Source organism: Pseudomonas marginalis, from assembly GCF_008692035.1.
In the GTDB taxonomy this organism is placed as follows: Bacteria; Pseudomonadota; Gammaproteobacteria; order Pseudomonadales; family Pseudomonadaceae; genus Aquipseudomonas; species Aquipseudomonas marginalis.
The window spans coordinates 298,385-323,633 of record NZ_VTFG01000002.1 but is presented as its reverse complement, the minus strand read 5'-3'; the positions used below and the strand labels follow the sequence as shown (position 1 = coordinate 323,633).

24 protein-coding genes and 1 pseudogene are annotated in these 25,249 nt (G+C 62.5%); 15 read left to right on the top strand and 10 right to left on the bottom strand.

The genetic code is table 11. The annotated features are described in order from the left end of the window. The first annotated feature begins 8 nt into the window (after positions 1–8). Entirely contained in the window at positions 9–737 is a 729-nt protein-coding gene (locus FX984_RS21415; protein ID WP_092490340.1) for a dienelactone hydrolase family protein, read from the top strand. A gap of 46 nt (positions 738–783) precedes the next feature. On the opposite strand, the gene FX984_RS21410 is transcribed toward FX984_RS21415, so the two are convergent. Then, positions 784–1,650, bottom strand: a complete 867-nt coding sequence (locus FX984_RS21410; protein WP_146478063.1) for a pirin family protein — start codon at positions 1,648–1,650, stop codon at positions 784–786. A gap of 64 nt (positions 1,651–1,714) precedes the next feature. Next, a complete protein-coding gene (locus tag FX984_RS21405; protein WP_092358535.1) occupies positions 1,715–2,131 on the bottom strand; it encodes an OsmC family protein in 417 nt (138 codons plus the stop codon). Between the two features lie 140 nt (positions 2,132–2,271). Here FX984_RS21405 and FX984_RS21400 point away from each other — a divergent pair, with 140 nt between their 5' ends. Further along, the gene (locus FX984_RS21400; RefSeq protein WP_146478062.1) at positions 2,272–3,294 is read left to right on the top strand and encodes an amidohydrolase family protein; all 1,023 of its coding nucleotides are present in this window, start codon (positions 2,272–2,274) and stop codon (positions 3,292–3,294) included. Positions 3,295–3,400: 106 nt separating this feature from the next. Here FX984_RS21400 and fabB read toward each other — a convergent pair whose 3' ends face one another. The 5 genes from fabB to FX984_RS21375 all read right to left on the bottom strand — a co-directional run bounded on the left by fabB (position 3,401) and on the right by FX984_RS21375 (position 10,347). Then, positions 3,401–4,621 carry a beta-ketoacyl-ACP synthase I gene (gene fabB / locus FX984_RS21395; RefSeq protein ID WP_027607070.1) on the bottom strand — a complete coding sequence of 407 codons (1,221 nt, stop codon included), beginning with the start codon at positions 4,619–4,621 and terminating at the stop codon, positions 3,401–3,403. Between the two features lie 11 nt (positions 4,622–4,632). Then, positions 4,633–5,148, bottom strand: a complete 516-nt coding sequence (gene fabA / locus FX984_RS21390) for a 3-hydroxyacyl-[acyl-carrier-protein] dehydratase FabA (protein ID WP_003210552.1) — start codon at positions 5,146–5,148, stop codon at positions 4,633–4,635. A gap of 249 nt (positions 5,149–5,397) precedes the next feature. Then, on the bottom strand, positions 5,398–7,299 hold the full coding sequence (locus tag FX984_RS21385) for an ATP-binding protein (protein ID WP_146478060.1): 1,902 nt from the start codon (positions 7,297–7,299) through the stop codon (positions 5,398–5,400). Beyond that, a complete protein-coding gene (locus FX984_RS21380; protein WP_146478057.1) occupies positions 7,296–8,225 on the bottom strand; it encodes an ABC transporter substrate-binding protein in 930 nt (309 codons plus the stop codon). Before FX984_RS21380 ends, FX984_RS21385 begins: the two co-directional genes overlap by 4 nt. 1 nt (position 8,226) lies before the next feature. Beyond that, complete coding sequence (locus FX984_RS21375; RefSeq protein WP_319805411.1) at positions 8,227–10,347, bottom strand: TonB-dependent receptor plug domain-containing protein; 2,121 nt, start codon at positions 10,345–10,347, stop codon at positions 8,227–8,229. 195 nt (positions 10,348–10,542) lie between these two features. Here FX984_RS21375 and FX984_RS21370 point away from each other — a divergent pair, with 195 nt between their 5' ends. The 8 genes from FX984_RS21370 (at position 10,543) to FX984_RS21335 (ending at position 16,740) form a co-directional block, all read left to right on the top strand. Next, on the top strand, positions 10,543–11,568 hold the full coding sequence (locus FX984_RS21370; protein ID WP_146478056.1) for an NAD(P)H-dependent glycerol-3-phosphate dehydrogenase: 1,026 nt from the start codon (positions 10,543–10,545) through the stop codon (positions 11,566–11,568). 10 nt (positions 11,569–11,578) lie between these two features. Beyond that, on the top strand, positions 11,579–11,926 hold the full coding sequence (locus tag FX984_RS21365) for a DUF4389 domain-containing protein (RefSeq protein ID WP_027607075.1): 348 nt from the start codon (positions 11,579–11,581) through the stop codon (positions 11,924–11,926). Next, positions 11,923–12,372, top strand: a complete 450-nt coding sequence (sixA, locus tag FX984_RS21360) for a phosphohistidine phosphatase SixA (RefSeq protein ID WP_108574510.1) — start codon at positions 11,923–11,925, stop codon at positions 12,370–12,372. Before FX984_RS21365 ends, sixA begins: the two co-directional genes overlap by 4 nt. Positions 12,373–12,490: 118 nt before the next feature. After that, positions 12,491–12,934, top strand: a complete 444-nt coding sequence (locus FX984_RS21355; protein WP_027607077.1) for a hotdog fold thioesterase — start codon at positions 12,491–12,493, stop codon at positions 12,932–12,934. A 97-nt stretch (positions 12,935–13,031) separates the two neighbouring features. Further along, a complete protein-coding gene (locus tag FX984_RS21350; RefSeq protein ID WP_027607078.1) occupies positions 13,032–13,835 on the top strand; it encodes an alpha/beta fold hydrolase in 804 nt (267 codons plus the stop codon). Then, a complete protein-coding gene (locus FX984_RS21345; protein WP_027607079.1) occupies positions 13,832–14,686 on the top strand; it encodes an alpha/beta hydrolase in 855 nt (284 codons plus the stop codon). Before FX984_RS21350 ends, FX984_RS21345 begins: the two co-directional genes overlap by 4 nt. 102 nt (positions 14,687–14,788) lie before the next feature. Further along, a complete protein-coding gene (locus FX984_RS21340) occupies positions 14,789–15,607 on the top strand; it encodes a DUF4892 domain-containing protein (RefSeq protein ID WP_027607080.1) in 819 nt (272 codons plus the stop codon). A gap of 71 nt (positions 15,608–15,678) precedes the next feature. Next, entirely contained in the window at positions 15,679–16,740 is a 1,062-nt protein-coding gene (locus tag FX984_RS21335; protein WP_092490328.1) for an AI-2E family transporter, read from the top strand. Here the strand turns inward: FX984_RS21335 and FX984_RS21330 are convergent. Continuing rightward, positions 16,737–17,774 carry a sensor histidine kinase gene (locus FX984_RS21330; RefSeq protein ID WP_146478054.1) on the bottom strand — a complete coding sequence of 346 codons (1,038 nt, stop codon included), beginning with the start codon at positions 17,772–17,774 and terminating at the stop codon, positions 16,737–16,739. The genes FX984_RS21335 and FX984_RS21330 overlap by 4 nt on opposite strands. After that, positions 17,774–18,538, bottom strand: a complete 765-nt coding sequence (locus FX984_RS21325) for a response regulator (protein ID WP_065939996.1) — start codon at positions 18,536–18,538, stop codon at positions 17,774–17,776. The genes FX984_RS21330 and FX984_RS21325 overlap by 1 nt, the downstream gene beginning before the upstream one ends. A 259-nt stretch (positions 18,539–18,797) precedes the next feature. Between FX984_RS21325 and pyrF the strand changes: the two genes are divergently transcribed. Next, positions 18,798–19,496 carry an orotidine-5'-phosphate decarboxylase gene (gene pyrF / locus FX984_RS21320; protein ID WP_065924510.1) on the top strand — a complete coding sequence of 233 codons (699 nt, stop codon included), beginning with the start codon at positions 18,798–18,800 and terminating at the stop codon, positions 19,494–19,496. Positions 19,497–19,548: 52 nt separating this feature from the next. On the opposite strand, the gene FX984_RS21315 is transcribed toward pyrF, so the two are convergent. After that, on the bottom strand, positions 19,549–20,556 hold the full coding sequence (locus FX984_RS21315; protein WP_027607085.1) for an NADP-dependent oxidoreductase: 1,008 nt from the start codon (positions 20,554–20,556) through the stop codon (positions 19,549–19,551). 228 nt (positions 20,557–20,784) lie between these two features. On the opposite strand from FX984_RS21315, the gene FX984_RS21310 reads away from it, so the two are divergent. The 4 genes and pseudogenes from FX984_RS21310 (at position 20,785) to FX984_RS33250 (ending at position 25,244) form a co-directional block, all read left to right on the top strand. Further along, positions 20,785–21,546, top strand: coding sequence for an SDR family oxidoreductase (locus tag FX984_RS21310; protein ID WP_027607086.1), 762 nt, complete (start codon positions 20,785–20,787; stop codon positions 21,544–21,546). A 202-nt stretch (positions 21,547–21,748) separates the two neighbouring features. Next, the gene (locus FX984_RS21305) at positions 21,749–23,161 is read left to right on the top strand and encodes an aminotransferase-like domain-containing protein (RefSeq protein WP_027607087.1); all 1,413 of its coding nucleotides are present in this window, start codon (positions 21,749–21,751) and stop codon (positions 23,159–23,161) included. 115 nt (positions 23,162–23,276) lie between these two features. Beyond that, positions 23,277–24,386: pseudogene (locus FX984_RS33255) on the top strand (HAMP domain-containing protein); the annotation flags it as partial. Next, a complete protein-coding gene (locus tag FX984_RS33250) occupies positions 24,363–25,244 on the top strand; it encodes a methyl-accepting chemotaxis protein (RefSeq protein ID WP_391564240.1) in 882 nt (293 codons plus the stop codon). The pseudogene FX984_RS33255 and the gene FX984_RS33250, both read left to right, overlap by 24 nt. Positions 25,245–25,249 lie beyond the last annotated feature (5 nt).

Here is a 25,249-nt window from a genome sequence, read left to right as displayed (position 1 = left end):
AGAAAATGATGAGCCAAGTCACCGTGCGTTCCGTGGTCTATCAGATTGATGGCCAGTCTTATGAAAGCCGCCTGGCGTTCGATGCCAGCCAAAAGAACCCGCTGCCCGGCCTGCTGATGGCGCCGAACTGGATGGGGGTTAGTGCGGGTGCCGAGGAGATCGCCAAGAGCGTTGCCGCCAAGGGCTACGTGGTGCTGATCGCCGACCTCTACGGGCAAACCGTGCGCCCGTCGAATGGCGATGAAGCCGGTGCCGCAATGATGCCGTTGAAGAATGATCGCCCGTTGCTGAACAAACGCATGCAGGCTGCCCTTGAGCAGCTGCAGGGCCAGACCGAAGCGGCAGTGGACACCTCTAAGCTGGCCACCTTTGGTTTCTGCTTCGGCGGTTGCTGCTCCCTGGAGCTGGCACGTACCGGTGCGCCATTGAAGGCTGCCGTATCGTTCCACGGCACTCTCGACACGCCGAACCCGGCAGATGCGAAAAACATCAAGGGTTCAGTGCTGGTGCTGCACGGTGCTTCCGACCCGTTGGTGCCGAAAGAGCAACTGCCGGCGTTCGAAGATGAAATGAACGCGGCCGGCGTGGACTGGCAATTGCTGAGCTACGGCGGTGCGGTGCATTCCTTCACTGACCCGGATGCCAATGTGCCGGGCAAGATGATGTATGACGCCAAGACCGCTGCACGGGCGTTCCGGTCGATGCATAACTTGCTGGATGAAGTGTTCAAGGGCTGAATCTTCAGCGCCTGTTCCGGTGTCATCGGGGGCTTGCCCCCGATAGCTATCTCACCGGCAACTCAATTCTTTCGGTTTCACCCGGCACCGTCGGCCAATCCCCAGCGGCCCAGCGCTGCCTGGCCTGCTCGATCTTCAACGGATCGCTCGCGACAAAATTCCAATTGATCCGCCGTGGCCCATCCAGCGGTGCCCCGCCGAACACCACCAACTGGCAATCGCTTTCGGCGAACAGGGTCATTACCTGCCCGGCCGGCAATACCACCAGGCTGTGCACCTCAAGCTGCTCACCCTCCAACTGGGCTTCGCCCTCCAGCACATACACCGCGCGTTCCTCGTGCTCGTCAGGAATCAGCAGGGTCGTGGCCGTTTGCATGTGTACATCTGCATACAACGTAGGCGACAGCACCGGCACCGGTGACTTGAGGCAGAAGCCACTGCCGGCGATCAGGCGAATCCGCACGCCCAGGTTGTCACTCACCGGCAGGCTCGCCGCAGGGTGATGGCTGTAGTGTCCAGGCCCCTCTTCGTGGTCCTTGGGCGATGCCAGCCACACTTGCAGGCCATGCATGCTGAAACCACGGGCCTTGAATGCCTCGGGTGTGCGCTCGACATGGGCGATTGCACCGCCTGCGGTCATCCAGCTGACATCGCCGGCCTCTACCACCTGATCCGACCCCAGGCTGTCCTTGTGCTGCAGTGCGCCTTCGAACAGATAGGTGAGGGTGGACAGGCCGATATGGGGGTGCTGGCGGATGTTCATGCCGCTGCCCGGTGCATAGCGGGTCGGCAACATATGATCGAAAAACACAAAGGGCCCGACGCTGCGACATTCCCGCGAGGGCAGCGGGCGCAGGATCGGCTGGCCTTCGACATCTTCGGGGCGTGGGCGGATCACGGTGAGGGTGGTCATGGTGCGTCCCAGTCTGAGCGGGTTGTAGGGTAATGAGCATAACCCGCTCGACGGGAGGTTGCCGCTATTGGCTGAACGCGCCTTCAGAGAGGCGGGTTTCGATGGTGACCTCGGCGGTGGTCATCAGCTTGTGTACCGGGCAGCGATCGGCCACGCGGTGCAGCTCGTCGCGCTGTTCGTCGGTGAGTACGCCCTTGAGCGTCAGCTTGACGTTGAGCCTGTATTTGCCCTTTTGTTCTTCGGTGGCGTCGTGGGTGACTTCCACGGTCACGCCGGTCAGGGGGATGTCTTTTTTCTGGGCGTAGAGCTTGACGGTCAGCGCCTTGCACGATGCCAGCGCGGCGTCGAAGTAATCGTGGGGGGAGGGCGCCGAGTCGTCACCACCCAGGCTCTTGGGCAGGTCGGTAAACAGCTCGTGATTATTGATATTGACGCTGTGGCGGAAGTTGTCGGTGTTCAGCGTATTGACGGTAACAGGCATGGCAAACCTCACGGGGTGGCAGAAGGAAGGTCATGCAGTTATAGAGCATGCTGGCACGGGGGTGTTCCACATTTTTTGCCGGCTGAACCCCGGTATGGCACGCAAGGTCTACCGGTACTCGCCCTTATCGAGGTTATACCGTGCCCTGGACCCGCTTGAGTCTCGCCCTGTTGCTCGCCGCCAACAGCCTTGCGACACAGGCTCGCGACTATGCCTACAGCGATGCCCATCTGCATTACGTGGATTTCTTCCAGGAAACGGCGGGGATGGATAAGTTGCTCAAGGCAATGGCAGAAAATCGCATCGAGCATGTCATGATTTCCGGCATTCCCGTCGCAAAGAAATGGCACGAAGACGAACCCAAGCGCCCGCGCTACTACGCCGGTGATGACGCAGATGCCTATTGGTACAGCGCCACGGACGTGATTGTCGCCGCAGCGGTAAATAAACTGACGCCTGAACAGCGCCAGCACTTTCATCCGTTTCTGTCCGGCTTCAACCCCAATGACAAGAACTCGGATGCCCATATCCAGCGCATGCTCGACCTCAACCCGGGGCTGTGGCAAGGCATCGGTGAAGTGTTTACCCGCCACGACGACCTTACCGCCCTCACATCGGGGGATACCCCGCGCGCCAACAACGAGGCCATGACGCGCATCTATCACCTGGCGGCGGAAAACGACTTGCCGGTGATGCTGCACTCCAACATCACCTCCAAGCGCGAGCGTAACCCGCTGTATTTGGCCGAAATCGAAGAGCCGCTGCGCAACCACCCGCACACTCGCTTTATCTGGGCTCACGCCGGCACCAGCAAGGAAATTCACCGCCACCAGGTGCAAATGGACTTTTTGCTGCCCACCTTGAGCCGTATGCTCGAGGCTTACCCCAACCTGTATATCGACCTGTCCTGGAGCATGCTCACGCCGTACTTGCTGGATGATGGGGGCAAGCCTCGGCCGGAGTGGGTAACGCTGGTGGAACGCTTCCCGGAGCGCTTTATGCTGGGTTCGGATGTCGTCGGGCGTTTCAGCAAGCTGGGTGAGGAAATGCACCGCTTTGATGTCTTCCTTGATGCATTGCCTGAAGACGTTGCCCACAAAGTGGCGAGGGACAACTTCCTGGCCATCCTGCCTAAACCTCGCGGCGATGAGGGGGCGCGTTGATATTGCGTTTTCGTCTCACGCAAATGCGGTTGCGGTCTCAAATCCAGTCGCCCATAAAAAAGCCCCGAACCAGTCGGGGCTTTTTCAGGTGATCAACCTGCGGGGCTTACTTACCCTGCCAGCGTTTCAGCACCAGGGTGGCGTTAGTGCCACCGAAGCCGAAGCTGTTGCTCATCACGGTGTCGACTTTGACGTTTTCAACCGTCTTGGTCAGGATCGGCATATCGGCGACGACCGGGTCGATCTCGTCGATGTTGGCCGAGCCGGCCATGAAGTTGCCTTCCATCATCAGCAGGCAGTAGATCGCTTCGTGAACGCCGGCGGCGCCCAGGGAGTGACCCGACAGGCTCTTGGTGGAGCTGATGGCCGGTGCCTTGTCGCCGAACACCGCGCGTACACCTTCCATTTCCTTGGCGTCGCCGACCGGAGTCGAGGTGCCGTGGGTGTTCAGGTAGTCGATCGGGGTGTCCACGGTGGACATGGCCATCTGCATGCAACGGATGGCGCCTTCACCGCTTGGCGCAACCATGTCGTAGCCATCGGAAGTAGCGCCGTAGCCAACGATTTCCGCGTAGATCTTGGCGCCACGGGCCAGGGCGTGCTCCAGCTCCTCGACCACCACCATGCCGCCACCGCCGGCGATGACGAAACCGTCACGCTTGGCATCGTAGGCGCGGGAGGCTTTTTCCGGGGTTTCGTTGTACTGGGTGGACAGGGCACCCATGGCGTCGAACAGGAACGACTGGCTCCAATGTTCTTCTTCGCCGCCGCCGGCGAAGACGATGTCCTGCTTGCCCAGTTGGATCTGCTCGACGGCGGTGCCGATGCAGTGTGCACTGGTGGCGCATGCGGAGGAGATCGAGTAGTTCACGCCCTTGATCTGGAATGGCGTGGCCAGGCAGGCCGAAACGGTGCTGCCCATGGTCCGCGTGACACGGTACGGGCCAACGCGCTTCACGCCTTTTTCGCGCAGGATGTCCAGCGCTTCCATCTGGTTGAGGGTCGATGCGCCGCCGGAGCCGGCGATCAGGCCGGTGCGTACGTTCGATACCTGGTCTTCGCTCAGGCCGGAGTCGGCGATTGCGTCTTTCATGGCCAGGTAGGCGTAGGCGGCAGCGTGGCCCACGAAGCGATAGATCTTGCGATCGATCAGTTCTTCGAGGGGCAGGTCGATGGAGCCGGAAACCTGGCTACGCAGACCCATTTCGGCATATTCCGGGTTGAAGCGGATGCCAGGGCGACTTGCACGCAGGTTAGCGGTGACGGTCTCTTTGTCATTGCCCAGGCAAGAAACAATGCCCAGACCAGTGATAACGACGCGGCGCATGCGGATAACCCTTAAAAGTTGTCAGTGGAAGTAAATACGCCGACCCGAAGGCCTTCGGCAGTATAGATCTCGCGACCGTCGACAGTCACCGAACCGTCGGCGATGGCCAGGTTCAGCTTGCCCTTGAGGACGCGCTTGATTTGAATGTTGTAGGTGACTTTCTTGGCGGTCGGCAGGACCTGGCCAAAGAACTTCACTTCACCCGAACCCAGGGCGCGGCCACGGCCTGGCAGGCCTTGCCAGCCCAAGTAGAAGCCGACCAGTTGCCACATGGCGTCGAGGCCCAGGCAGCCCGGCATGACAGGGTCACCTTCGAAGTGACAGGCGAAGAACCACAGGTCCGGGGTGATATCCAGCTCGGCGACCAATTCACCTTTGCCGTACTTGCCACCCTCTTCGCTGATATGGGTGATGCGATCCACCATCAGCATGTTCGGGGCGGGCAGTTGCGCGTTACCTGGGCCGAACAGCTCACCGCGACTGCAGCGCAGCAGGTCTTCCCGAGTAAAGGCGTTTTGTTTGGTCATGCGAGCTCCTCAATAATCCCATGCGGCAGGGTAGGGCAAATCTTCCCGAACCGAATGAAGCGTTCATGCCTCATGTCGGCAGCCTACACATAGACTATTGCGTTGTAGTGAAAGTCACAGCGGCAAGGTACTGAATGTACACTTGTTCACTGAAATTTTAAACCGAGCCTGTTTATGGGCCCGTTCGGGTGCCTAAGACTGCCGCACTTTCGTCTTTCACGCCAGTCGGAGTTGGCTGATGGCGCGCCGCTATTGCACCCAGCGCTGCAGGATTTGCTGCAGATCCGTGCGTTTGAACGGCTTGGCCAGGTAATCGTTCATTCCGGCCGCAAGGCAGGCTTCCCGGTCGCCCTGCAAGGCGTTGGCCGTCAGGGCGATGATCGGCAGGCCGGCGCAGCCGGGCAGTTGGCGAATCTGCCGGGTGGCTTCATAACCGTCGATCAGGGGCAGGCGACAATCCATCAGGATCGCGGTGAAGATCAGGCTCTCGGCACTGCGGATCGCCTCGGCGCCATCGGTGGCCAGGCTGACTTCAAAGCCCAGGCTGCGCAGCATGGCTTCGACCACGGTGCGGTTGACCGGATTGTCCTCCACCAGCAACACATGGCGACCCTCCCCGGCGCTGTGCTTGCCCTCGGCATCCAGGGCGATCGACGGCTGGCTGTGGGGGTCGATGGCCAGCGGGATCTCCAGGGTAAACACCGAGCCACGGCCTTCTTCGCTCTGCGCGCGCAGCGTGCCTCCCATGCGTTCGGCCAGGGTACGGGCGATGGGCAGCCCGAGACCGGTACCGCCGTAACGTCTTGAAATGGAACTGTCGGCCTGCTGGAACGCATCGAACATCAATTCCAGGCGCTCGGCGGAAATCCCGATGCCGCTGTCACGCACGGTGCAGGTGAACCACACCAACTCATGGTCGAGCACCTGCCAGTGGGGCTCGACGCTGACGGTGCCGTGTTCGGTGAACTTCAAGGCATTGCCGATCAGGTTCACCAGGATCTGGCGGATCCGCGTCGGATCGCCCTGTACCCGCAGTGCGTCCATGCCGGGCGGGATCGGCAGCTTGAGTGCCAGCCCGCGCTGCTGGGCGCTGTGCTGGAAGGCCTGGGCGCAACTGTTGATCAGGTCGGCCAGGTTGAAGGGGATATGTTCCAGCTCCAGGGCCGCGCGTTCGATGCGCGAGAAGTCGAGAATGTCGTTGATCACCTTGAGCAAATGCTCGGTGGATTCGGAGGCCAGCGCCGCGTATTCGGTCTGTTCCTCGGTCATTTCGGTGGTTTCCAGCAGTTGCAGCATGCCCAGTACGCCGTTCATCGGCGTGCGCAGTTCGTGGCTCATCATGGCCAGGAAGTCTGACTTGGCGTTGTTGGCCCGTTCGGCCTCTTCGCGGGTCTGGATCAACTGGGCCATGGCCTGCTGTTGTTCGCGGCTGGCCTGGTTGAGGCCTTCGGCGAGGTTGTTGATATGCCGCGACAGGTCGCCCAGCTCCGAGTCATCCACAATCGGCAGCGGCGTCTTGTAGTCGCCCTGCTGGATGGCCTTGACCGCATTGCCCATGGCGCTGATCGGTTGCGACAGGCTCGCCGCCAGGCGCCGGGCGAGCAGGAACGTAAACAGCAGGGCGAACAGCGCGAGGATACCGGCCTTGAACAGGATCTCCTGCTGGCGCTGGCTGAAGGCGTCATTGGACATGCCGACGATCACCCGGCCCAGGTAGTCCGCGCGGGGGGCCTTGGGTTCGTTGAGGTTGTCCTGGAAAAAGTCATTGCCCAACTGGATATGCTGCAGGCGGATCGGTGCCTGGAACACTTTGACCGACAGCGCGCGGTCGTGTTTCTCCGCGGGTTGCTCGACGTACACGAGGATATTTTCGCTGCTGTCCTGAATCTCCAGGAAACGCACATGGGGCGTCGCCAGCGTGGCGCGCAGCAGGCTGTCGAGCACATCGTTGTTGCCCGAGATCACCCCATATTCGGTGGCCGGTGCCAGTTGGTTGGCGATCAATTGGCCGGTGTGGTCCAGTTCCTGGCGCAGGTCCTGGATACGCACGAAGGTGAAGAAGCTGATCAACAGCAACGTCAGCAACAGCGCCGGGCCCAGGGTGATGAGCTGGGTGCGGGTATTGATGTCCCAACGACGACGCAAGGTCATGGGCGTTTTTCTCCTTCGGCCATTCGGGCGGCGACGCTGGCTTCGTCCACCTGTTCGATGCCCAGTGAGCGTGCGACCTGCGCGTTGCCCACGACTTTGAAGCGTTCGGGGTACAGCGCGCGTGGCCAAGCGGCCGGCGGCTGGTCGAGCAAACGATCGAGTACCGCCAGCCAATCTTCCTGGTCGCTGTAGGTGCTGGCGAGGCTGCCGGCGCGCACAAACCCTGCATTGGGCCCGAACAGCGGCAATTGCTGGGCGTAGCTGCTCAGCAGCAGGTTTTTAGCGGTCTTCGGGTTGTACAGCTGCGGGTCATCGAGGCCGAGCAGCACGTCGCTGTTCCTGAACAGGGTTTGCAGCGGACGACTGTCGTTAGTGTTGTCCCAGCGCTGCGGCACGATCTCCAACTCCAGGGCCGCCGCATGCTGGCGCAATTCGGGCAGCAGGAATTCGCTGTCGGTGCCGTAGAGCACGCCGATGCGCCGTGCCTGGGGCAGGACGCTGCTGATCAGGCGCAACTGCCGCTCCAGCGGCGGGTCGCTCCACAACAGGCTGACCCGCGCGTGCCGTGAGGCGTCCGGGCGCTGATGGGCTTGGAGCCGACTGATGCGCAGTACCAGCGTCGGCGGCCCTTGAGTATCCCGCAGGCGCCAGTCGAGGCCGGGCAGGTCGAGCAGGATCAGGCGCGTGCCGGCGGGCAGGTGGCTGGGTGCCGGCAAGGCCGCAAGGGACGTGAAGGTGACGCGGTCTTCGGGGCGTTGCCGGGCCAGCGCCTGGGTAAAGGCCTGCACCCCGGCGCCGTCTTCGGCGGCGGTCAGCAGGATCTCGGCGCTCCACGCCGGTGCGCACAGCAACAGGCCGGCCAGCAGCCCGGCAAGTTGCCGCAGCCTATAGATAAAGAAGAAGGTCATCCGTGACGAGTCGCCCATGTCAGAACTCTAACTCCGCGCTGAAGTAGAGTACGTGACGATGGTCGTAAGTGTTGTCGGCCCAGGTGGTGGGCTGGTTATCGAGGCGTTGTTGCAACATGCCGGCCAGCTCCACGTTGGCTTTGCCCAGGGCAATGCGCTTGGCCACCCGCAGGTCGACCCGTTCGAAACGATATTGGTTGAGTGCGTCGTCGCCATAGTAGAACAGCGCGCTGGACCAACCTTGGCCCCATTCGCGCAACCAGCCGGCCGAGCCACTGTTACGCGCGGTCTGCGCTTTGTCCAGTGGGTTGCTGGTGGTGGCGTCGACATACGCGTAAGTCAGCCGCAGGCGGTCGGCGTTGCTCACGCGCCAGTCGAACTGGGACTCGGCGCCGGTGAAGCGTGAGCTGTTGGCGTTGCTGGCAATGTACTGGTTATTGCGCAGCGGCGAGCTGATCATGTCGGTGATTTCGTCGTAGAACACCTTCACGTCCATGTTCAGCCCGATGTCGGCAAAGAAGCCGTTGTAGCCCAGTTCCCGCGAGCGCATCAGTTCTTTGTCGAGGTTGCCCGGGCCTCGCGTCTTCACGAAGTACTGTCCGGAACTCTGCCCATAGGTCGGTGAGCTGAGGTTGGTGACGCGGTAGCTCCAGTTGACATTGTTCTCGAACATGTCCGGCGAACGGATGGCTTCCGAGTACACCGCGCGCAAGCCGTGGCGCGGGTTGATCAAATAGTTGACCGCCACCCTGGGCGTCAGCGAATGGCCGCTCAGGTGCGTGTCTTCGAACATGGCGCCGCCTTGCAGCAGCCAATGTTCACTGGCGCGCCATTCCAACTGGCCGAACAGGCGCCAGGTGGTGTCGTCCAGGGTGCCGTTGAAGTAGGTATCGGAGTCGGCGCGGTCGTAGCGGTAATTCATGCCGCTGACCAGGCGCAGGCTGTCGGACAGGCTGAGGGTGTCCTGGATTTCCACATCGTAGCGGCTTTCGCGGGTGCTCTGGTCGATGTCGCCGCAGACGCTCTGGTTGGCGCCGTTGCGCCACTGGTCCAGTACCTGGTTGGCCAAGGCTTGTTCGGCGGCGCTGCCCGGTGGCGCGGTGCCCTGGCTGTAGGTGTCCATATGCCGGGCCAGCCGTTCGGCATAGTTGGGGTTGAGCTGCCACAACTGGGTCAGCTCGGGGCTGAACGAGACCTTGGCGTCACAGGCCTTCCAGATTTGCCGGCGGTCCCACTGCTGGGCCGAGCCTTGGATATACAGGCTGTGCTCGGGGTTGAAATCAAAGTTCCAGCGCAGGGAACCGGCGTAGTCCTTGGCCGTGACGTCGGAATTGTCGCCGCCCTCGGTAATCCCGGCGAATACCGGGGTGTAGGTATAAGGGCGCTGGTTGGTGCCTTCCTTGGCATTCAGTTGCCAGTCGATACTCTGTTGCGCGTTCAAGGTCTGGCTCACTGCCAGGCTGAAGCGGTTGAGGCGACGGCCGTCGCGGCGGTCGGCGCCAGCGGCATCGCTGTCAAAGCCATCGTCCTGTTGCCCGGACAGCGACAGGCGCAGATCGCCGGTTTCCCAGCCCACGCCCTGGCTGGCATAAAAGTCATTGATACCGCGCTCACCGCGAATCACCTTCACCCGTGAGCCATGGCTGTTGGCCGGTGAGCGCGTGAGGATATTGACCACCGCCATCAAGGCATTCGCCCCGTAGCTGACGGTGTTGGGGCCGCGGAAGACCTCGATGCGCTCGATGTCTTCCATTGCTACCGGAATGTCGCTCCAGTCCACCGTGGCCAGGCCGGCGCGGTACACCGAACGCCCGTCGATCAATACCTGCATGCGGCGCGCATCGCTGGCGCTGGTGCCGTGGTAGTTCACCGCCGCCTGGTTGCCGGTGGTGTAGCCGACCATCATCCCCGGCACCAGGCGCAGCAGCTCGCTGATGTCCCTTGCGCCGCTGGCCTTGATCAACTCGCTGTCGATCACGGTCATGCTGCCCGGCACGGCGGCCGCCGATTGCTTGAGACGCGTGGCGGTCAATACCTGCGGCAGCGGCTGGCTGTCGAGGAACAGGTCGTCAGCCAGCGCAGGTGCACTGCACAACAGCATAAGCAGTAGAGATGAACGGGAAGGAGGGCCCAAATACACGACATGGCCTTGATAATGACGGATAGCCGCCCATGTTAACCGAGGCGAGGCTATTTGCCAGTCGTCGCCCTTGCAATTCCGTTACACGGACATGGCATTTCCCGACAGGCCCACGATTTGATACGGGGGCTGGCCGCAAGCGGGTCGCCCCGTATAATGCCGCCATCGCCACTGGTATGGATTAACGGATTGCATATGACTGAACAGCGCCCTATTGCGGTCCTGGGAGGCGGAAGTTTTGGTACCGCCGTGGCTAACCTGCTGGCCGAGAACGGCCATGCGGTGCGCCAGTGGATGCGCGATCCCGAGCAGGCCGAGGCCATTCGCGTACACCGCGAAAATCCTCGTTACCTTAAAGGCATCAAGATTCATCCGGCGGTCGAGCCGGTCACCGACCTGTTGGCCACCCTGGCGGACTGCGACCTGTGCTTTGTCGCGCTGCCTTCCAGCGCCTTGCGCGCGGTGCTGGCGCCCCATGCCGAGCGCCTGGCGGGCAAGCTGCTGGTCAGCCTGACCAAGGGCATCGAGGCGCAGACCTTCAAGCTGATGAGCGAAATCCTCGCCGAGATCGCCCCCCGGGCGCGCATTGGCGTGCTGTCCGGGCCGAACCTGGCGCGGGAAGTCGCCGAGCACGCGCTGACCGCCACGGTGATCGCCAGCGAGGATGAGGCGTTGTGCGAGCGCGTCCAGGCGGTGCTGCATGGCCGGACCTTCCGCGTATACGCCAGTGGCGACCGCTTTGGCGTGGAACTGGGCGGGGCGCTGAAAAACGTCTACGCGATCATCGCCGGCATGGCGGTGGCGCTGGGCATGGGCGAAAACACCAAGAGCATGCTGATTACCCGTGCCCTGGCGGAAATGACCCGCTTCGCGGTGAACCAGGGCGCCAACCCCATGACCTTCCTGGGCCTGGCCGGCGTGGGCGACTTGATCGTCACCTGCTCGTCGCCGAAAAGCCGCAACTACCAGGTGGGTTTCGCCCTGGGCCAGGGCCTGAGCCTGGAAGACGCGGTGACGCGCCTGGGCGAAGTGGCCGAAGGGGTCAACACCCTCAAGGTGCTCAAGGCCAAGGCCCAGGAAGTCGGCGTGTACATGCCGCTGGTCGCCGGGTTGCACGCGATCCTGTTTGAAGGGCGCACCTTGACCCAGGTCATCGAGTTGCTGATGCGGGCCGAGCCCAAAACCGACGTCGACTTTATTTCCACCAGTGGTTTCAACTGAGGAACGCGCCATGAACGATCCGAAAGCAGCCCCCAAGTACGAGTCCATTATCCTGCGCATCCTGTGGATGCTGGTGTTTGCCCTGGTGTGGCAGGTGGCGCAGTTCCTGCTCGGCGCATTGGTGGTGGTGCAGTTGATCTACCGCCTGGTCTACAGCGCGCCGAACCTGGGCCTGATGAACTTCGGCGACAGCCTCAGCCAGTTTCTTGCCCAGATCGGCCGCTTTGGCAGCTTCCACACCGAACAGAAGCCCTGGCCGTTCGCCGACTGGCCAACCCCTCGCGCTCCCGAGGGCGAAGCCGCCCACAGCGTGCCGCCGGCGCCGCACCCGGTGCGGGATGAGGAGCCGAAGCTATGAAGGTGTGGGTCTTGCGTCACGGTGAGGCCGAGGCGCATGCCCGCACGGATGCCGAGCGCAACCTCACCGAACATGGCCGCGCCGAGGTGTTGCGCAGTGCGGCGCACCTGATCGGCCAGCCGCTCAGCGCGATCATTGCCAGCCCGTACGTGCGGGCGCAGCAGACTGCACAGCTGGTGCGGGACGCGTTGGGTTTTGAACCGGATATCCGCACGGTGCCTTGGCTCACGCCGGAGGGCAATCCGCTGGAGGTCCTGAGCAAGCTCGACAGTGATGACAACGTGCTGCTGGTCAGTCATCAGCCCCTGGTCGGCAGCTTGATCAGTTTTCTGCAGCATGGCCATCAGCGCCAGCCGCAGCCGATGTCCACCGCCAGCCTGGCGGAGCTTGAAGGCGACTTCCCGCTGGCGGGGTTGATGAGCCTGGTCAGCGTGAAGAATCCGTAGGCTATCGCCGGGTCACAGAGGATCGGGTCTTATGTCCGTCGTTTTTCGTTGGAGCGAGCGCAGCGAGGCAGTTGTGTGGCAGGATTAGGGTCGTAATAAAACCAATAAGGACAATTCCATGAGCTTGTGGCGCACCCAACCGAATATCGAACAACTCAATGCCGGCCAGAAAAACACCATCGGTGAACTGCTGGACATCCGTTTTGAAAGCTTCGACGACGAATCCCTCACCGCCAGCATGGTGGTCGACCACCGCACTCACCAGCCTTACGGCCTGCTGCATGGCGGTGCGTCGGTGGTACTGGCCGAGAGTGTCGGCTCCGTGGCGGCTTATTTGTGCATCGACCCGAGCAAGTTCTATTGCGTGGGCCTGGAGGTCAACGCCAATCACCTGCGCGGTGTGCGCAGCGGGCGGGTGACGGCGGTGGCCAAGGCGATCCATATCGGCCGCACCACCCAGGTCTGGGACATTCGCCTGACCACCGATGACGGCAAGTGCAACTGTGTCTCACGGCTGACCATGGCCGTGGTGCCTTTGGGCGAAACCCCTCCGGCGCGATAGGTGTGGCGTGAGTGTCATCATTCCTGGCAGTTACAGTCATTGCTGTGGGGCTTGGGCCTGGTGACAATCAATCTCGGTTTTTGCAGATGGATCCGCTATGTCGCAGCACGTGTTTTTTGCCCACGCCAATGGCTTCCCCTCGGCCACCTACGGCAAGCTGTTTGCCGCCCTGGCCCCGGAATATGCGGTGGCTCACTTGCCGCAGCACGGTCACGACCCCAGGTTTCCAGTGGACGATAACTGGCAGAACCTGGTGGACGAGTTGATCCATCATCTGGAGCAGCAACCGCAGCCCGTCTGGGGCGTGGGCCATTCCCTGGGTGGCGTGCTGCATTTGCACGCGGCCCTGCGCTGCCCGCAGCTGTATCGCGGGGTAGTGATGCTCGATTCGCCGGTATTGACCCGCGCCGACCGCTGGGTGATCCGCGCCGCCAAGCGCTTCGGTTTTATCGACCGCCTCACGCCGGCCGGGCGCACCCTGGGCCGTCGTGAAGAGTTCAGCGACCTGGACGCCGCACGCAGCTACTTTGCCGGCAAGACCCTGTTCCGAGGCTTTGACCCGGAATGCTTCGACGCCTACCTGCAACACGGCCTGTACCAGGCGGGTGATCGCCTGCGCCTGCGTTTCGACCCGGCCACCGAAATCAGCATCTACCGGGGCGTGCCCCACACCAGCCCTGGCCAGGTGCGCCAATTGAAAGTGCCGCTGGCGGTGGTGCGCGGTCGCCAGAGCCGCGTGGTGATGCGTCACCACGCCAGCGGTGTCGACCGTCTGCCTATGGGCGAAATGCTCACCATGCCCGGCGGCCATATGTTTCCCCTCGAACGCCCCCAGGACACCGCGACCTTGATCAAGACCCTGTTCGCGCGCTGGGAAGCCCGGGAGCGCAGCTGCGCATGAGCACACCCGTCGAAGAGGTTCGCCTGAGCCTGCCGCACATTGAGTTGGCGGCCCATCTGTTTGGCCCCGAGGACGGTTTGCCGGTGATCGCCCTGCATGGCTGGCTGGACAATGCCAACAGCTTTGCACGCCTGGCGCCGAAGCTTGCGGGTTTACGTATCGTGGCGCTGGACATGGCCGGCCATGGGCATTCGGCGCATCGTCCTACAGGTGCCGGTTATGCCTTGTGGGATTACGTCCACGACGTGCTGCACGTTGCCGAGCAACTGGGCTGGAAACGTTTTGCATTACTCGGCCACTCCCTCGGCGCCATCGTGTCCCTGGTGCTGGCCGGTGCCTTGCCGGAACGGGTGACGCACCTGGGTTTGATTGACGGCGTGATCCCGCCCACTGCCAGCGGTGAGAACGCGGCCGAGCGCCTGGGCATGGCCTTGCAGGCGCAATTGAACCTGCAGGATAAGCGCAAGCCGGTCTACACCACCCTGGATCGGGCGGTTGAGGCGCGCATGAAAGGTCTGGTCGCCGTGAGCCGTGAAGCCGCAGAGCTGCTGGCCCAGCGCGGTTTGATGCCGGTGCCGGGCGGTTATACCTGGCGCTCGGACAGTCGCCTGACCCTGGCTTCGCCGATGCGCCTGACCGATGAGCAGGCGATGGCTTTCGTGCGCCGCGTGGGTTGCCCTGCGCAGTTGGTGGTCGCCGCCGATGGCATGTTGGCGAAACATCCCGAATTGCTTTCCCAGCTACCCTTTACGGTAACCACGTTGCCGGGTGGCCATCATTTACACCTGAATGATGAGCCCGGTGCGGTCCTTGTTGCAGACTGTTTCAATCGGTTCTTCTCCGCGCCTTGACTTGGGGCGGTCAACTGCCGAGGCTGGGCGGATTGAAAGGGAGTCAACCATGAACCAACTCAACACTGCTGCGACCTCCGATGGCCAGGGCTCACCGATCCGATGAGCCTGCGTAAAGGATGTATACGTGCCCTCGGACTGTGCTGTTTCAGCCCCTTGGTGTTCGCCGCCGATGTGCCGGGAAGCCAGGACCTGCCTGCCGTGGCCCGTCAGGTCGACGCACAGATCGTCGATTACCGTCCCGCTGAAGAAAAGGAACGCATCTACCCCATGGGGGCGATCCGCAAGATCAGTGGCCAGTTGCGTTACGAGGGCCAGGCCACCGCCCGTGGGCGAGCCACAGCGATTACCTACGAACTGCCTGCCGAACACACCTCCAGTGCTGCATTCACGTCGACGCGCGAAGCGTTGCAGGCCAACGGCGCGCAGTTGTTGTTCTGGTGCCAGGCCCGCGATTGCGGTGAAAGCAGCCTGTGGGCCAACGAAGTGTTCGGTAATGCCAAGCTGGTAGGGGCCGACGGCCAGCAGGAATACCTGCTGCTGCGTCTGGCTGCCCCGCAGGAAAACTCCCTGGTGGCCATGTACGGCATCACCCGAGGCAACCGCCGTGCCTACCTGCATGTGGAGCAGTTGGATGCCGGCGCACCGCTGGGCGACCTGCTGCCGACCTCGGCCACCTTGTTGCGCGAGCTCAAAAGCACCGGTGAGCTGGATTTCCCCGCGCTTGGCGGCGACCCCGACGACACCTGGCTGACCCTGATTTCCCGGGGCTTGAACCTCGATACGACCTTGCGCGTCAGTCTGACCGGCCCGAAAGCCGAAGCCTGGCGCCAGGCCCTGGTCGACAAAGGCGTGCGTGCCGCGCGCCTGGAAACCGGCAGCACTGAAACCCAAGGCCTGCACCTGCATCTGATACGCTGACCGCAACAGGGCGAACGGACCCGCGCTGTTCGCCTAAGCTTTCTTCCTACAGCCTTTTCTAGAGATACCCCATGCTCAATAACGATCGCCTGCTGGTGCAAATCCTGCTGCTGGTGCTGTTTGGTGCCAGCTTCTGGGTGATGGCGCCGTTCTGGTCGGCGCTGTTCTGGGGGGCGGTGCTGGCGTTTGCCAGTTGGCCGCTGATGGTGCTGCTGACACGTTGGCTGGGTGGCCGTGAATCCCTGGCCGCCGGCATCCTGACCCTGGGCTGGATGTTGCTGGTGGCGGTGCCGCTGGTATGGCTGGGGTTCAATCTCGCGGACCATGTGCGCGATGCCGTGGCGTTGATCAAGGATATTCAGGTCGATGGGCTGCCCGAGGCGCCAACCTGGTTAGGCGCGATTCCTTTTGTGGGGGAACGCCTGGTCGGTATGTGGAACAGCATCGACGAGCAGGGCGCGGCGCTGATGGTCAGCCTCAAGCCGTACCTGGGGCAGGTGGGTAACTGGCTGTTGGCGCGCAGTGCGCAGATCGGCGGCGGCATCCTCGAACTGACCCTGAGCCTGGTGTTCGTGTTCTTTTTTTATCGTGACGGGCCGCGTCTGGCGATGTTCGTGCATCGCTTGCTGGAGCGCCTGATCGGTGACCGTGCCGGCTACTACATCGAACTGGTGGCCGGTACGGTGCAGCGGGTAGTCAACGGTGTGATCGGCACTGCCGCCGCCCAGGCCCTGCTGGCACTGATCGGCTTCCTGATCGCCGGCGTGCCGGGTGCGTTGGTACTGGGGATCGTGACGTTCCTGCTCAGCCTGATCCCGATGGGCCCGCCGCTGGTATGGATCCCGGCCACGGCCTGGCTGGCGTGGAAAGGCGACTACACCTACGCGGTGTTCCTTGGCGTGTGGGGGACGTTCATCATCAGCGGCGTGGACAACGTGCTCAAGCCGTACCTGATCAGCCGTGGCGGCAACCTGCCGCTGGTGATCGTGTTGCTCGGGGTCTTCGGCGGCTTGATTGCCTTTGGCTTTATCGGCCTGTTTATCGGCCCGACCCTGCTGGCCGTGGCCTACAGCCTGCTGATGGATTGGAGCGCAACCCAGGCCCAGGTTCGGCGTGAAGACAAGCCCCTTTAAGCCCTGGGCAACCACATCACGGCGGTCAAGCCGCCGCCTGGGGTCTCTTCCAGGCTCAGGCGGCCGCCCAGGCGCTCCGCGGCTTCCTTGGAAATGGTCATGCCCAGGCCAACGCCGCCGGAATTGCGGTTACGCGAGCCTTCCAGCCGGTAGAACGGCTCGAACACCGCCTCACGCTTATCGACCGCGATCCCCGGCCCGTGGTCGATCACACGGATGACCAGCGCTTCGCGGCTGTCCTCCAGCTCCACGCGGGCTGTGCCGGCATAACGCAAGGCGTTGTCGATCAGGTTGTTGAGGCATGAGCGCAGGGCCATCGGTTGCACCTGCAAGGGCAGGCAGCTGCCCGCACATTGCACATCGGAGCCCTGGTCCTGGGCGTTTTCACTCATGGACTCCACCAGCGCCTGCACATCCAGCCAATGCCGGGTTTCACTGGTGCGCTGTTCGTGCAGGTAGCTCAGGGTGGCGTCGAGCATGCCGATCATGTCGTTCAGGTCCTGGCGCATCTGGCCCTGCAGCCGGGTGTCCTCGATCTGCTCCAGGCGCAGCTTGAGGCGTGACAGCGGGGTGCGCAGGTCATGGGAGACGGCGCCGAGCATGCGCGCGCGTTGGCTGACCTGCTCGCGAATGCGCCTTTGCATCAGGTTGAAGGTCGAGGCGGCCTGTCGTGCTTCCCTCGGGCCGGATTCATCGAGGGGTGGGCTGTCGAGGTCCAGGCTCAAGCGTTCCGCCGCTTCACTCAGGCGCTGTATCGGCCGGCTCAGCAGTTTGGCACCGTACCAGGCCGCGATAATCAACGAGACGAATTGAAAGGTCAGGGGCACCACCGGGCCGCCAAACCAGGGGCGTGGGTGCTTGTCGCGCATCGGCGTCATGGTCCCGTCCGGCTGCTCGATAAATCGCTCAGGAGGGGGCGGCGGCGGTTGGCCGTAGTGGTGAAACCAGAAGAACGCCAGCCCATGGGCCAGCACAATCGCCACCAGCAACACGCCGAACAGCCGACCGAACAGCGTGTTGAAGGGCGCGCGCATCAGCCAATATCCCGGGCGTCGAACAGGTAGCCTTCGCCGCGCACGGTCTTGATCAACTGCGGTGCCTTGGGGTCATCCCCGAGTTTTTGCCGCAGGCGCGACACCAGTAAGTCGATACTGCGATCAAAGGCCTCTATCGAGCGGCCACGGGCGGCATCAAGCAGCTGCTCCCGGCTCAGCACCCGACGCGGGCGTTCGATAAACACCCACAACAGGCGGAATTCCGCGTTGGACAGCGGCACCACCAGGCCATCGTCGGCCACCAATTGACGCAACACGCTGTTGAGGCGCCAGTTGTCGAAGCGGATATTCGCGCGCTGTTCGGTGCGGTCATCGCGTACCCGGCGCAGGATGGTCTGGATCCGCGCTACCAGTTCACGGGGTTCGAAGGGCTTGGACATGTAGTCGTCGGCCCCCAGTTCCAGGCCGATGATGCGGTCGGTGGGCTCGCAGCGGGCCGTGAGCATCAGGATCGGGATATCCGATTCGGCGCGCAGCCAGCGGCACAGGGTCAGGCCGTCTTCCCCCGGCAGCATCAGGTCGAGTACCACCACATCATAGGTTTCGGCTTGCATGGCCAGGCGCATGGCGGCGCCGTCGGTCACGCCGGTGGCGAGGATATTGAAGCGTGCCAGGTAGTCGATCAGCAATTCGCGGATCGGCACATCGTCGTCGACGATCAGCGCACGGGTGTTCCAGCGCTTGTCATCGGCGACCACCGCGCCTTTGGGCTCGTCGTTCACGGGGACGGAAGGGGTATGCATAGTGCGATCATCTGCCTGGTTGTTGCGCTCAGCATAGGCGCCCAGCCCCATGGCTGGTAGTGCTGGTCGGTGGGTCGTGCGGGCGAGGCTAGCGGCAGGGCGTGTTGTGGGCATGTCATGAATGTATCAGCTTTGAAATAGTCATCTGGAATGCCCGGCTGATGGCGGTTGGTCAGTATTTACCGATCATCGGATCCCGCAACGGCGCTGCTTGCGCTACAATCCGCGCCGATTTCGACTTGCCTGAGAGCCCATTCCAATGTCCGTCTGCCAGACTCCTATCATCGTCGCCCTGGATTACCCCACCCGTGACGCCGCACTGAAGCTGGCTGACCAGTTGGACCCCAGGCTTTGCCGGGTCAAGGTCGGCAAGGAACTGTTCACCAGCTGCGCCGCGGAAATCGTCGGCACCCTGCGTGACAAAGGCTTCGAGGTGTTCCTCGACCTGAAATTCCACGACATCCCCAACACCACCGCCATGGCGGTCAAGGCTGCGGCCGAGATGGGCGTGTGGATGGTGAATGTGCACTGCTCCGGCGGTCTGCGCATGATGACCGCCTGCCGCGAAGTGCTGGAACAGCGCAGCGGCCCCAAGCCGTTGCTGATCGGCGTGACCGTGCTGACCAGCATGGAGCGCGAGGACCTGGCGGGCATCGGCCTGGACATCGAGCCTCAGGAGCAGGTGCTGCGTCTGGCGGCCCTGGCGCAGAAAGCCGGCCTTGATGGCCTGGTGTGCTCGGCGCTGGAAGCCCAGGCCTTGAAGACTGCCCATCCGTCGTTGCAATTGGTGACCCCGGGGATTCGCCCTGCGGGCAGTGCCCAGGACGACCAGCGCCGCATCCTGACCCCGCGCCAGGCACTGGACGCGGGTTCCGACTACCTGGTGATCGGCCGTCCGATCAGCCAGGCGGCGGATCCGGCCAAGGCGTTGGCGGCGGTAGTCGCCGAGATCGCCTGATCGATGCGCGTTCCCACGTTCACAGAGCGTGGGAACGCGCAGAGCGTGTGTATCAGCTGACTTTGAGCACCAATTTGCCAAAGTTTTCGCCGTTGAACAGCTTCATCAGCGTCTCCGGGAACGTCTCCAGCCCCTCGACGATATCCTCCTTGCTCTTGAGCTTGCCCTGGGCCATCCAGCCGGCCATTTCCTGCCCGGCGGCGGCAAAGTTCGCCGCGTGATCCATCACCACAAAGCCTTCCATCCGTGCGCGGTTGACCAGCAGTGAGAGGTAGTTGGCCGGGCCTTTCACCGCTTCCTTGTTGTTGTACTGGCTGATGGCCCCGCAAATCACCACGCGGGCTTTCAACGCCAGCCGGCTGAGCACCGCGTCAAGAATGTCGCCGCCGACGTTATCGAAATACACATCCACACCTTTAGGGCACTCGCGCTTGAGGGCGGCGGGCACGTCTTCGTTCTTGTAGTCGATGGCGGCGTCGAAGCCCAGTTCATCCACCAGGAACTTGCACTTGTCGGCACCGCCGGCAATGCCGACCACGCGGCAGCCTTTGAGCTTGGCGATCTGCCCGGCAATGCTGCCCACGGCACCGGCCGCGCCGGAGATCACCACGGTTTCACCGGCCTTGGGCGCGCCGGTGTCCAACAGCGCGAAGTAGGCGGTCATGCCGGTCATGCCCAGCGCAGACAGGTAACGGGGCAGGGGCGCCAGCTTGGGGTCGACCTTGTAGAAGCCGCGCGGCTCGCCCAGGAAGTAATCCTGCACGCCCAGGGCGCCATTCACGTAGTCGCCGACGGCGAATTTCGGGTTATTCGAGGCAATCACCTTGCCCACACCCAGCGCGCGCATGACCTCGCCGAGGCCTACGGGCGGAATGTAGGACTTGCCTTCATTCATCCAGCCACGCATGGCCGGGTCGAGGGACAGGTATTCGTTGCGCACCAGCACCTGCCCGTCCCCGGGGGTGCCCACCGGCACGACCTGGTAAGTGAAGGTTTCCCGCGTGGCCGCGCCGACCGGGCGTTTGGCGAGCAGGAATTGGCGGTTGGTCTGGGCGGTCATGGCAAGGACTCTTTAGAAGTGAAGCATGATTGATAGACCTTGGACGGCCTGGGGGCAAGGTCAGCCGAGGGTGCGAATGCTCATTGATAGGTGCCATTGATAGTGAGCCCGGTTGCTTTATCACCATGACTCATACGGCGCTAACCGGCCTTCTGATAGTGCTGACCTGTGCGTCTCGGCGTTGGCTAGACTCGTGCCACTGCCATTAATCCCAATAGGACATCCTCCATGAGCATGACGTTTTCCGGCCAGGTCGCCCTGGTGACTGGCGCCGCCGCCGGTATTGGTCGCGCCACTGCGCTGGCGTTCGCCGCCGAAGGCTTGAAGGTCGTGGTCGCCGACCTGGACGTAGCGGGCGGCGAGGGTACGGTCGCGCTGATCCACCAGGCCGGGGGCGAGGCGCTGTTCGTGCGCTGCAACGTCACCCAGGAGGCGGATGTGCAGCAGTTGATGGCACAGACCATCGGCGCCTATGGTCGCCTGGACTATGCGTTCAATAACGCCGGCATCGAGATCGAGAAGGGCAAGCTGGCGGACGGCAGCCTGGATGAGTTCGACGCGATCATGGGCGTCAACGTCAAGGGTGTGTGGTTGTGCATGAAGTACCAGTTGCCGCTGCTGCTGGCTCAGGGCGGCGGGGCGATCGTCAACACCGCGTCGGTGGCGGGGTTGGGCGCGGCGCCGAAGATGAGTATCTATGCAGCCTCCAAACATGCGGTGATCGGCCTGACCAAATCGGCGGCGATCGAGTACGCGAAGAAGAAAATCCGCGTCAATGCCGTCTGCCCGGCGGTGATCGATACCGATATGTTCCGGCGCGCCTATGAAGCCGACCCGCGCAAGGCCGAATTCGCCGCCGCCATGCACCCGGTCGGGCGTATCGGCAAGGTGGAGGAAATTGCCAGCGCAGTGCTGTACCTGTGCAGCGACGGAGCGGCGTTCACCACCGGCCACGCCTTGGCCGTGGACGGTGGCGCGACGGCTATCTAGGACCTGGCGCCGGCCCCTTGTTCGAAAACGTCTGGGGGCGCGTGGGGCTTTTCCAAAGCTGGCAAAACGCTGTGACCGAATATGTGTCAGTAGGTAAATAAGTCAATAAAATCAATAATTTAATAAATTTATGCGGCCGGCAACCTGCTGCTTCTGTGCTTAACTCTCCGGGTTGATAACAGACAGTTGAAGTGAGTGGCTCATGGATTTAGGGATCGATCGACAGGCCCTTGTACCGGTAGTGCAGCAAATCGTCAGTGCCGTGGTGCAATGGATTCGCAAGGACGGCGTGAGTCCCGGAACACGCTTGCCATCCGTCCGCCAGTTGGCCCTGGACAACCTGCTCAGCCAATCCAGTGTGATCGAAGCATTCGAACGGATGGTCGCCCAAGGGGTGCTGGCGCCCCGGCAGGGCTCGGGATTTGTGGTGGCCCAGCCGGCTGCCTGCCACGAAGGCAACTGGTATGAGGGGGCGGAGCGCGAGTGGGGCGCCTTTGCCGACAATCCGTTGGGCGAGTTGAAACTGGGCTGCGGCTGGTTGCCCGATGCGTGGCGCGAAAGCGATGACATCAGTTACGCGATTCGCGAAGTCACCCGCACCGACACGGCCGGCCTGTTCAACTACAGCACCCCTCTGGGTCTGCCTGCGCTGCGCGAGCAACTGCTCAAGCGCCTGACCCAGATTCACATCGCCACCAGCCTGGAGCGCATCCTGACCACCGCAGGTGCCAGCCATGCCCAGGACCTGCTGATACGTACGCTGCTCAAGGCCGGCGACAGCGTGGTGGTCGAAACCCCCGGGTATGCCAATCTCTACCGGCAGCTGGCGTTCCAGGGCGTGAAACTGCTGGAAGTACCGCGTACCCGAGGCGGCCCCGACCTCCCGGCACTTGAAGCGCTGCTGCAGCACCATCATCCCAAGTGCCTGTTCATCCACAGCCTTTATCACAACCCCACGGGCACCAGCCTGTGCCGGCTGGTGGCCGAGCGCTTGCTGGAACTGGCACACCGCAAGAACTTCCTGATCATCGAGGAAGATGTCTACGGCGACCTGCAACAGGCCAGTTGCACGCGGCTTTCGGCATTGCCCCATGATGATCGGGTGATCTACGTCGCGAGTTTTTCCAAGACCCTGAGCAGCGCCTTGCGTGTGGGCTACCTCTGCGCCAGCAGTGCAATCATCGCGCAACTGGCCAGCCTTAAGACTTTGACCGGTTTCGGCACCTCCCGGTTTGCTGAAGCGGTGGTCGCGACGTTGCTGGCCAATGGCACGTATCGCAAGTGGGTGCAGCGCCTGCGCAAGCGGTTGAGCAGTGAAATGGCCGTGACCCTGCAAGTGCTGGAGGACGAAGAGTGGGAGGTGTTCGCCGTACCCACCGGCGGTATGTTCCTGTGGGCACGCCCGGGGACGGCGCAGCCTTCGCGGTTGCAGGCGTGCGCCCGGCAGTTGGGGGTGTTGTTGTCGCCCGGGGCGTTGTTCAGTCCCACCGGCGGGCACAGTGAGTGGCTACGCCTTAATGTCGCCTATGCTACTGATCAACGTGCCTTGGCGTTGTTCCGTGCGATGGGGCCCGCCAGATCGACCTCGACCATTCTGAAAACGACGAGCGTGTAGCTTTTTGCCATTATTGTGGCGCCAGTGCCTTGTGCTCAGTGCCTTTTGGTTGCGAATCTCGTTGCTTGTCCATCGGACTTGATGGCGTCCGCCATTGCAAGAGGATTCAAGTGCAATGATTTCAGGCGTGCAACGACGTTTCGCCAACCTGGGTATGGCGAAAAAACTGGGCTTGGGCTTCACCCTGGTGCTGCTGCTGACGGCGTTGGTCGCGGCTATCGGCGTGTGGTCCCTGCAAACCGTTGGCCAGCGTTTTGAAGGCCTCAAGGCCATGTCGTCGCTTAACAGCGGCTTGCTCAAGGTGCGCCTGATCGAGCAGGACTACGCGCTGCACGCCGACCCCAAGGCCGTCGACGCCTTGCATGAAAGTCTTGATGCCCTGGCGGCCCAGGCGGCCGGCCTCAAGGCCCAGTCTGCGGCGAATGTGCCGGTGATGACCGAGGTCGAGCAGGCTCTGGCAGCCTACCGGAAGGCGTTCGATGAGTTTGTCGAGCTGACGCAGACCAAGGACCTGGCGCTGGAAATGGCCAGTTGGTCGGTGTCCAGCGTGGCGAATAACCTGGATGTATTGCAGGCCGGGCTGGCGGACGACGGCGCCTATGGCCTCAAGGAAAGCCAAGGTAAGGAGGGCGCCGAGTTTATCGAGCAGGCAGGCCAGATCAGTCAGGTTTCCCGCTTGATGTTGCAGGCCATGAACGAAGCCCATGTGCGCCTGGACCAGAGCCGCAAGGCGGATGCAGACGACGCCGAGCAAGGCAAGATCGAGCAGGCCGACCAGGCCCTGGCCCAGGTCGAGCAACTGAAAACGTCGGTCAAGGACCCTGGTTATCAGACGGTGCTCAACGAAGTTTCCGGGCATATCGCCGCCTTCAGCGAAAAGCTGGGGGAATACACCGGCCTGCTGGCCCAGGAAAAAGTCGTCTACAAACAACTGCATGATCGAGCTGACCAGGTCGTCAGCCGGGTCAACCAGGCCTATGACGCTGAAGACCTGTCGATGCAGGCGCAACTGAAGAAAAGCGCGATGTTGATCATTGGCTCGTCGGCCCTGGCCTTGCTGGTGGGGTTGATTGCGGCCTGGGTGATTACCCGCTTGATCGTCGCGCCGCTGCGCAGTGTGATCGCGGTAGCCCGACAGATTGCCGCCGGGGATCTGAGCGGGCGCATGGAGGTCAGTCGTCGTGATGAAATCGGCCAGTTGATGCAGGCGATGCAGCAGATGAGCAGCGGCCTAAGCCAGATGGTCAGCGGCCTGCAGGCCGGTATCGAACAATTGGCCAGCTCGGCGCAGTCGCTGTCCAGCGTGACCGAGCAGACCAACGTCGAGGTGAGCAGCCAAAAGGAGGAAACCGAGCAGGTTGCTACCGCGATGAACCAGATGACTGCCACCGTGCACGATGTGGCGCGCAACGCCGAACAGGCCGCGCAAGCTGCGCAGACGGCGGATGAAAAAGTCGACAGCGGCCAGCAGGTGGTGCGCCAGAGTTTGCAGCGCATCGAGTTGCTGGCCACGTCCAGTACCCGTGCGAGCACCAGCATCGAGAGCCTCAGTGCTGAAATCCAGAATATCGGCACCGTGCTGAGCGTGATCAAAAGCGTCGCCGAACAGACCAACCTGCTGGCCCTGAACGCGGCCATCGAAGCCGCTCGCGCGGGCGAACAGGGCCGGGGTTTTGCGGTGGTGGCCGATGAAGTACGGGCACTGGCCAAGCGTACCCAGCAGTCGACCGAAGAAATCGAGCGGCTGGTGAGTACCTTGCGCAGCGCGGCGCAATCATCGGTGCAGCAGATCCAGCAAAGTGGCGAACTGGTCAAGCTGGCGGTCAGCGATGCGTTGGAAACTGAAAGTGCCCTGGGCAGCATTGCGGTAGCGGTGTCGTTGATCCAGCAGATGAACCAGCAGATTGCCGCTGCGGCTGAGGAGCAGAGCTCGGTGGCCGAAGAGATCAACCGTAGCGTCACCAGTATTCGTGCGAGTGCCGATCAATCGGCGTTGAGCATGCAGGGCAATGCGGCGTCGAGCATCCAACTGGCGCAGTTGGGAGCGGAGCTCAAGGGGATGGTGGGGCACTTCCGCCTTTGATCGCC

Coding starts and splice junctions, on each gene's coding strand:
- FX984_RS21345 (WP_027607079.1), top strand. CDS start 13,832: ATGAGCACACCCGTCGAAGAGGTTCGCCTGAGCCTGCCGCACATTGAG.
- FX984_RS21335 (WP_092490328.1), top strand. CDS start 15,679: ATGCTCAATAACGATCGCCTGCTGGTGCAAATCCTGCTGCTGGTGCTG.
- FX984_RS21325 (WP_065939996.1), bottom strand. CDS start 18,538: ATGCATACCCCTTCCGTCCCCGTGAACGACGAGCCCAAAGGCGCGGTG.
- FX984_RS21415 (WP_092490340.1), top strand. CDS start 9: ATGAGCCAAGTCACCGTGCGTTCCGTGGTCTATCAGATTGATGGCCAG.
- FX984_RS21315 (WP_027607085.1), bottom strand. CDS start 20,556: ATGACCGCCCAGACCAACCGCCAATTCCTGCTCGCCAAACGCCCGGTC.
- FX984_RS21305 (WP_027607087.1), top strand. CDS start 21,749: ATGGATTTAGGGATCGATCGACAGGCCCTTGTACCGGTAGTGCAGCAA.
- FX984_RS21405 (WP_092358535.1), bottom strand. CDS start 2,131: ATGCCTGTTACCGTCAATACGCTGAACACCGACAACTTCCGCCACAGC.
- FX984_RS21385 (WP_146478060.1), bottom strand. CDS start 7,299: ATGACCTTGCGTCGTCGTTGGGACATCAATACCCGCACCCAGCTCATC.
- pyrF (WP_065924510.1), top strand. CDS start 18,798: ATGTCCGTCTGCCAGACTCCTATCATCGTCGCCCTGGATTACCCCACC.
- sixA (WP_108574510.1), top strand. CDS start 11,923: ATGAAGGTGTGGGTCTTGCGTCACGGTGAGGCCGAGGCGCATGCCCGC.
- FX984_RS21340 (WP_027607080.1), top strand. CDS start 14,789: ATGAGCCTGCGTAAAGGATGTATACGTGCCCTCGGACTGTGCTGTTTC.
- FX984_RS21410 (WP_146478063.1), bottom strand. CDS start 1,650: ATGACCACCCTCACCGTGATCCGCCCACGCCCCGAAGATGTCGAAGGC.
- FX984_RS21350 (WP_027607078.1), top strand. CDS start 13,032: ATGTCGCAGCACGTGTTTTTTGCCCACGCCAATGGCTTCCCCTCGGCC.
- fabB (WP_027607070.1), bottom strand. CDS start 4,621: ATGCGCCGCGTCGTTATCACTGGTCTGGGCATTGTTTCTTGCCTGGGC.
- FX984_RS21370 (WP_146478056.1), top strand. CDS start 10,543: ATGACTGAACAGCGCCCTATTGCGGTCCTGGGAGGCGGAAGTTTTGGT.
- FX984_RS21355 (WP_027607077.1), top strand. CDS start 12,491: ATGAGCTTGTGGCGCACCCAACCGAATATCGAACAACTCAATGCCGGC.
- FX984_RS21365 (WP_027607075.1), top strand. CDS start 11,579: ATGAACGATCCGAAAGCAGCCCCCAAGTACGAGTCCATTATCCTGCGC.
- FX984_RS21310 (WP_027607086.1), top strand. CDS start 20,785: ATGAGCATGACGTTTTCCGGCCAGGTCGCCCTGGTGACTGGCGCCGCC.
- FX984_RS33250 (WP_391564240.1), top strand. CDS start 24,363: ATGCAGGCGATGCAGCAGATGAGCAGCGGCCTAAGCCAGATGGTCAGC.
- fabA (WP_003210552.1), bottom strand. CDS start 5,148: ATGACCAAACAAAACGCCTTTACTCGGGAAGACCTGCTGCGCTGCAGT.
- FX984_RS21330 (WP_146478054.1), bottom strand. CDS start 17,774: ATGCGCGCGCCCTTCAACACGCTGTTCGGTCGGCTGTTCGGCGTGTTG.
- FX984_RS21380 (WP_146478057.1), bottom strand. CDS start 8,225: ATGGGCGACTCGTCACGGATGACCTTCTTCTTTATCTATAGGCTGCGG.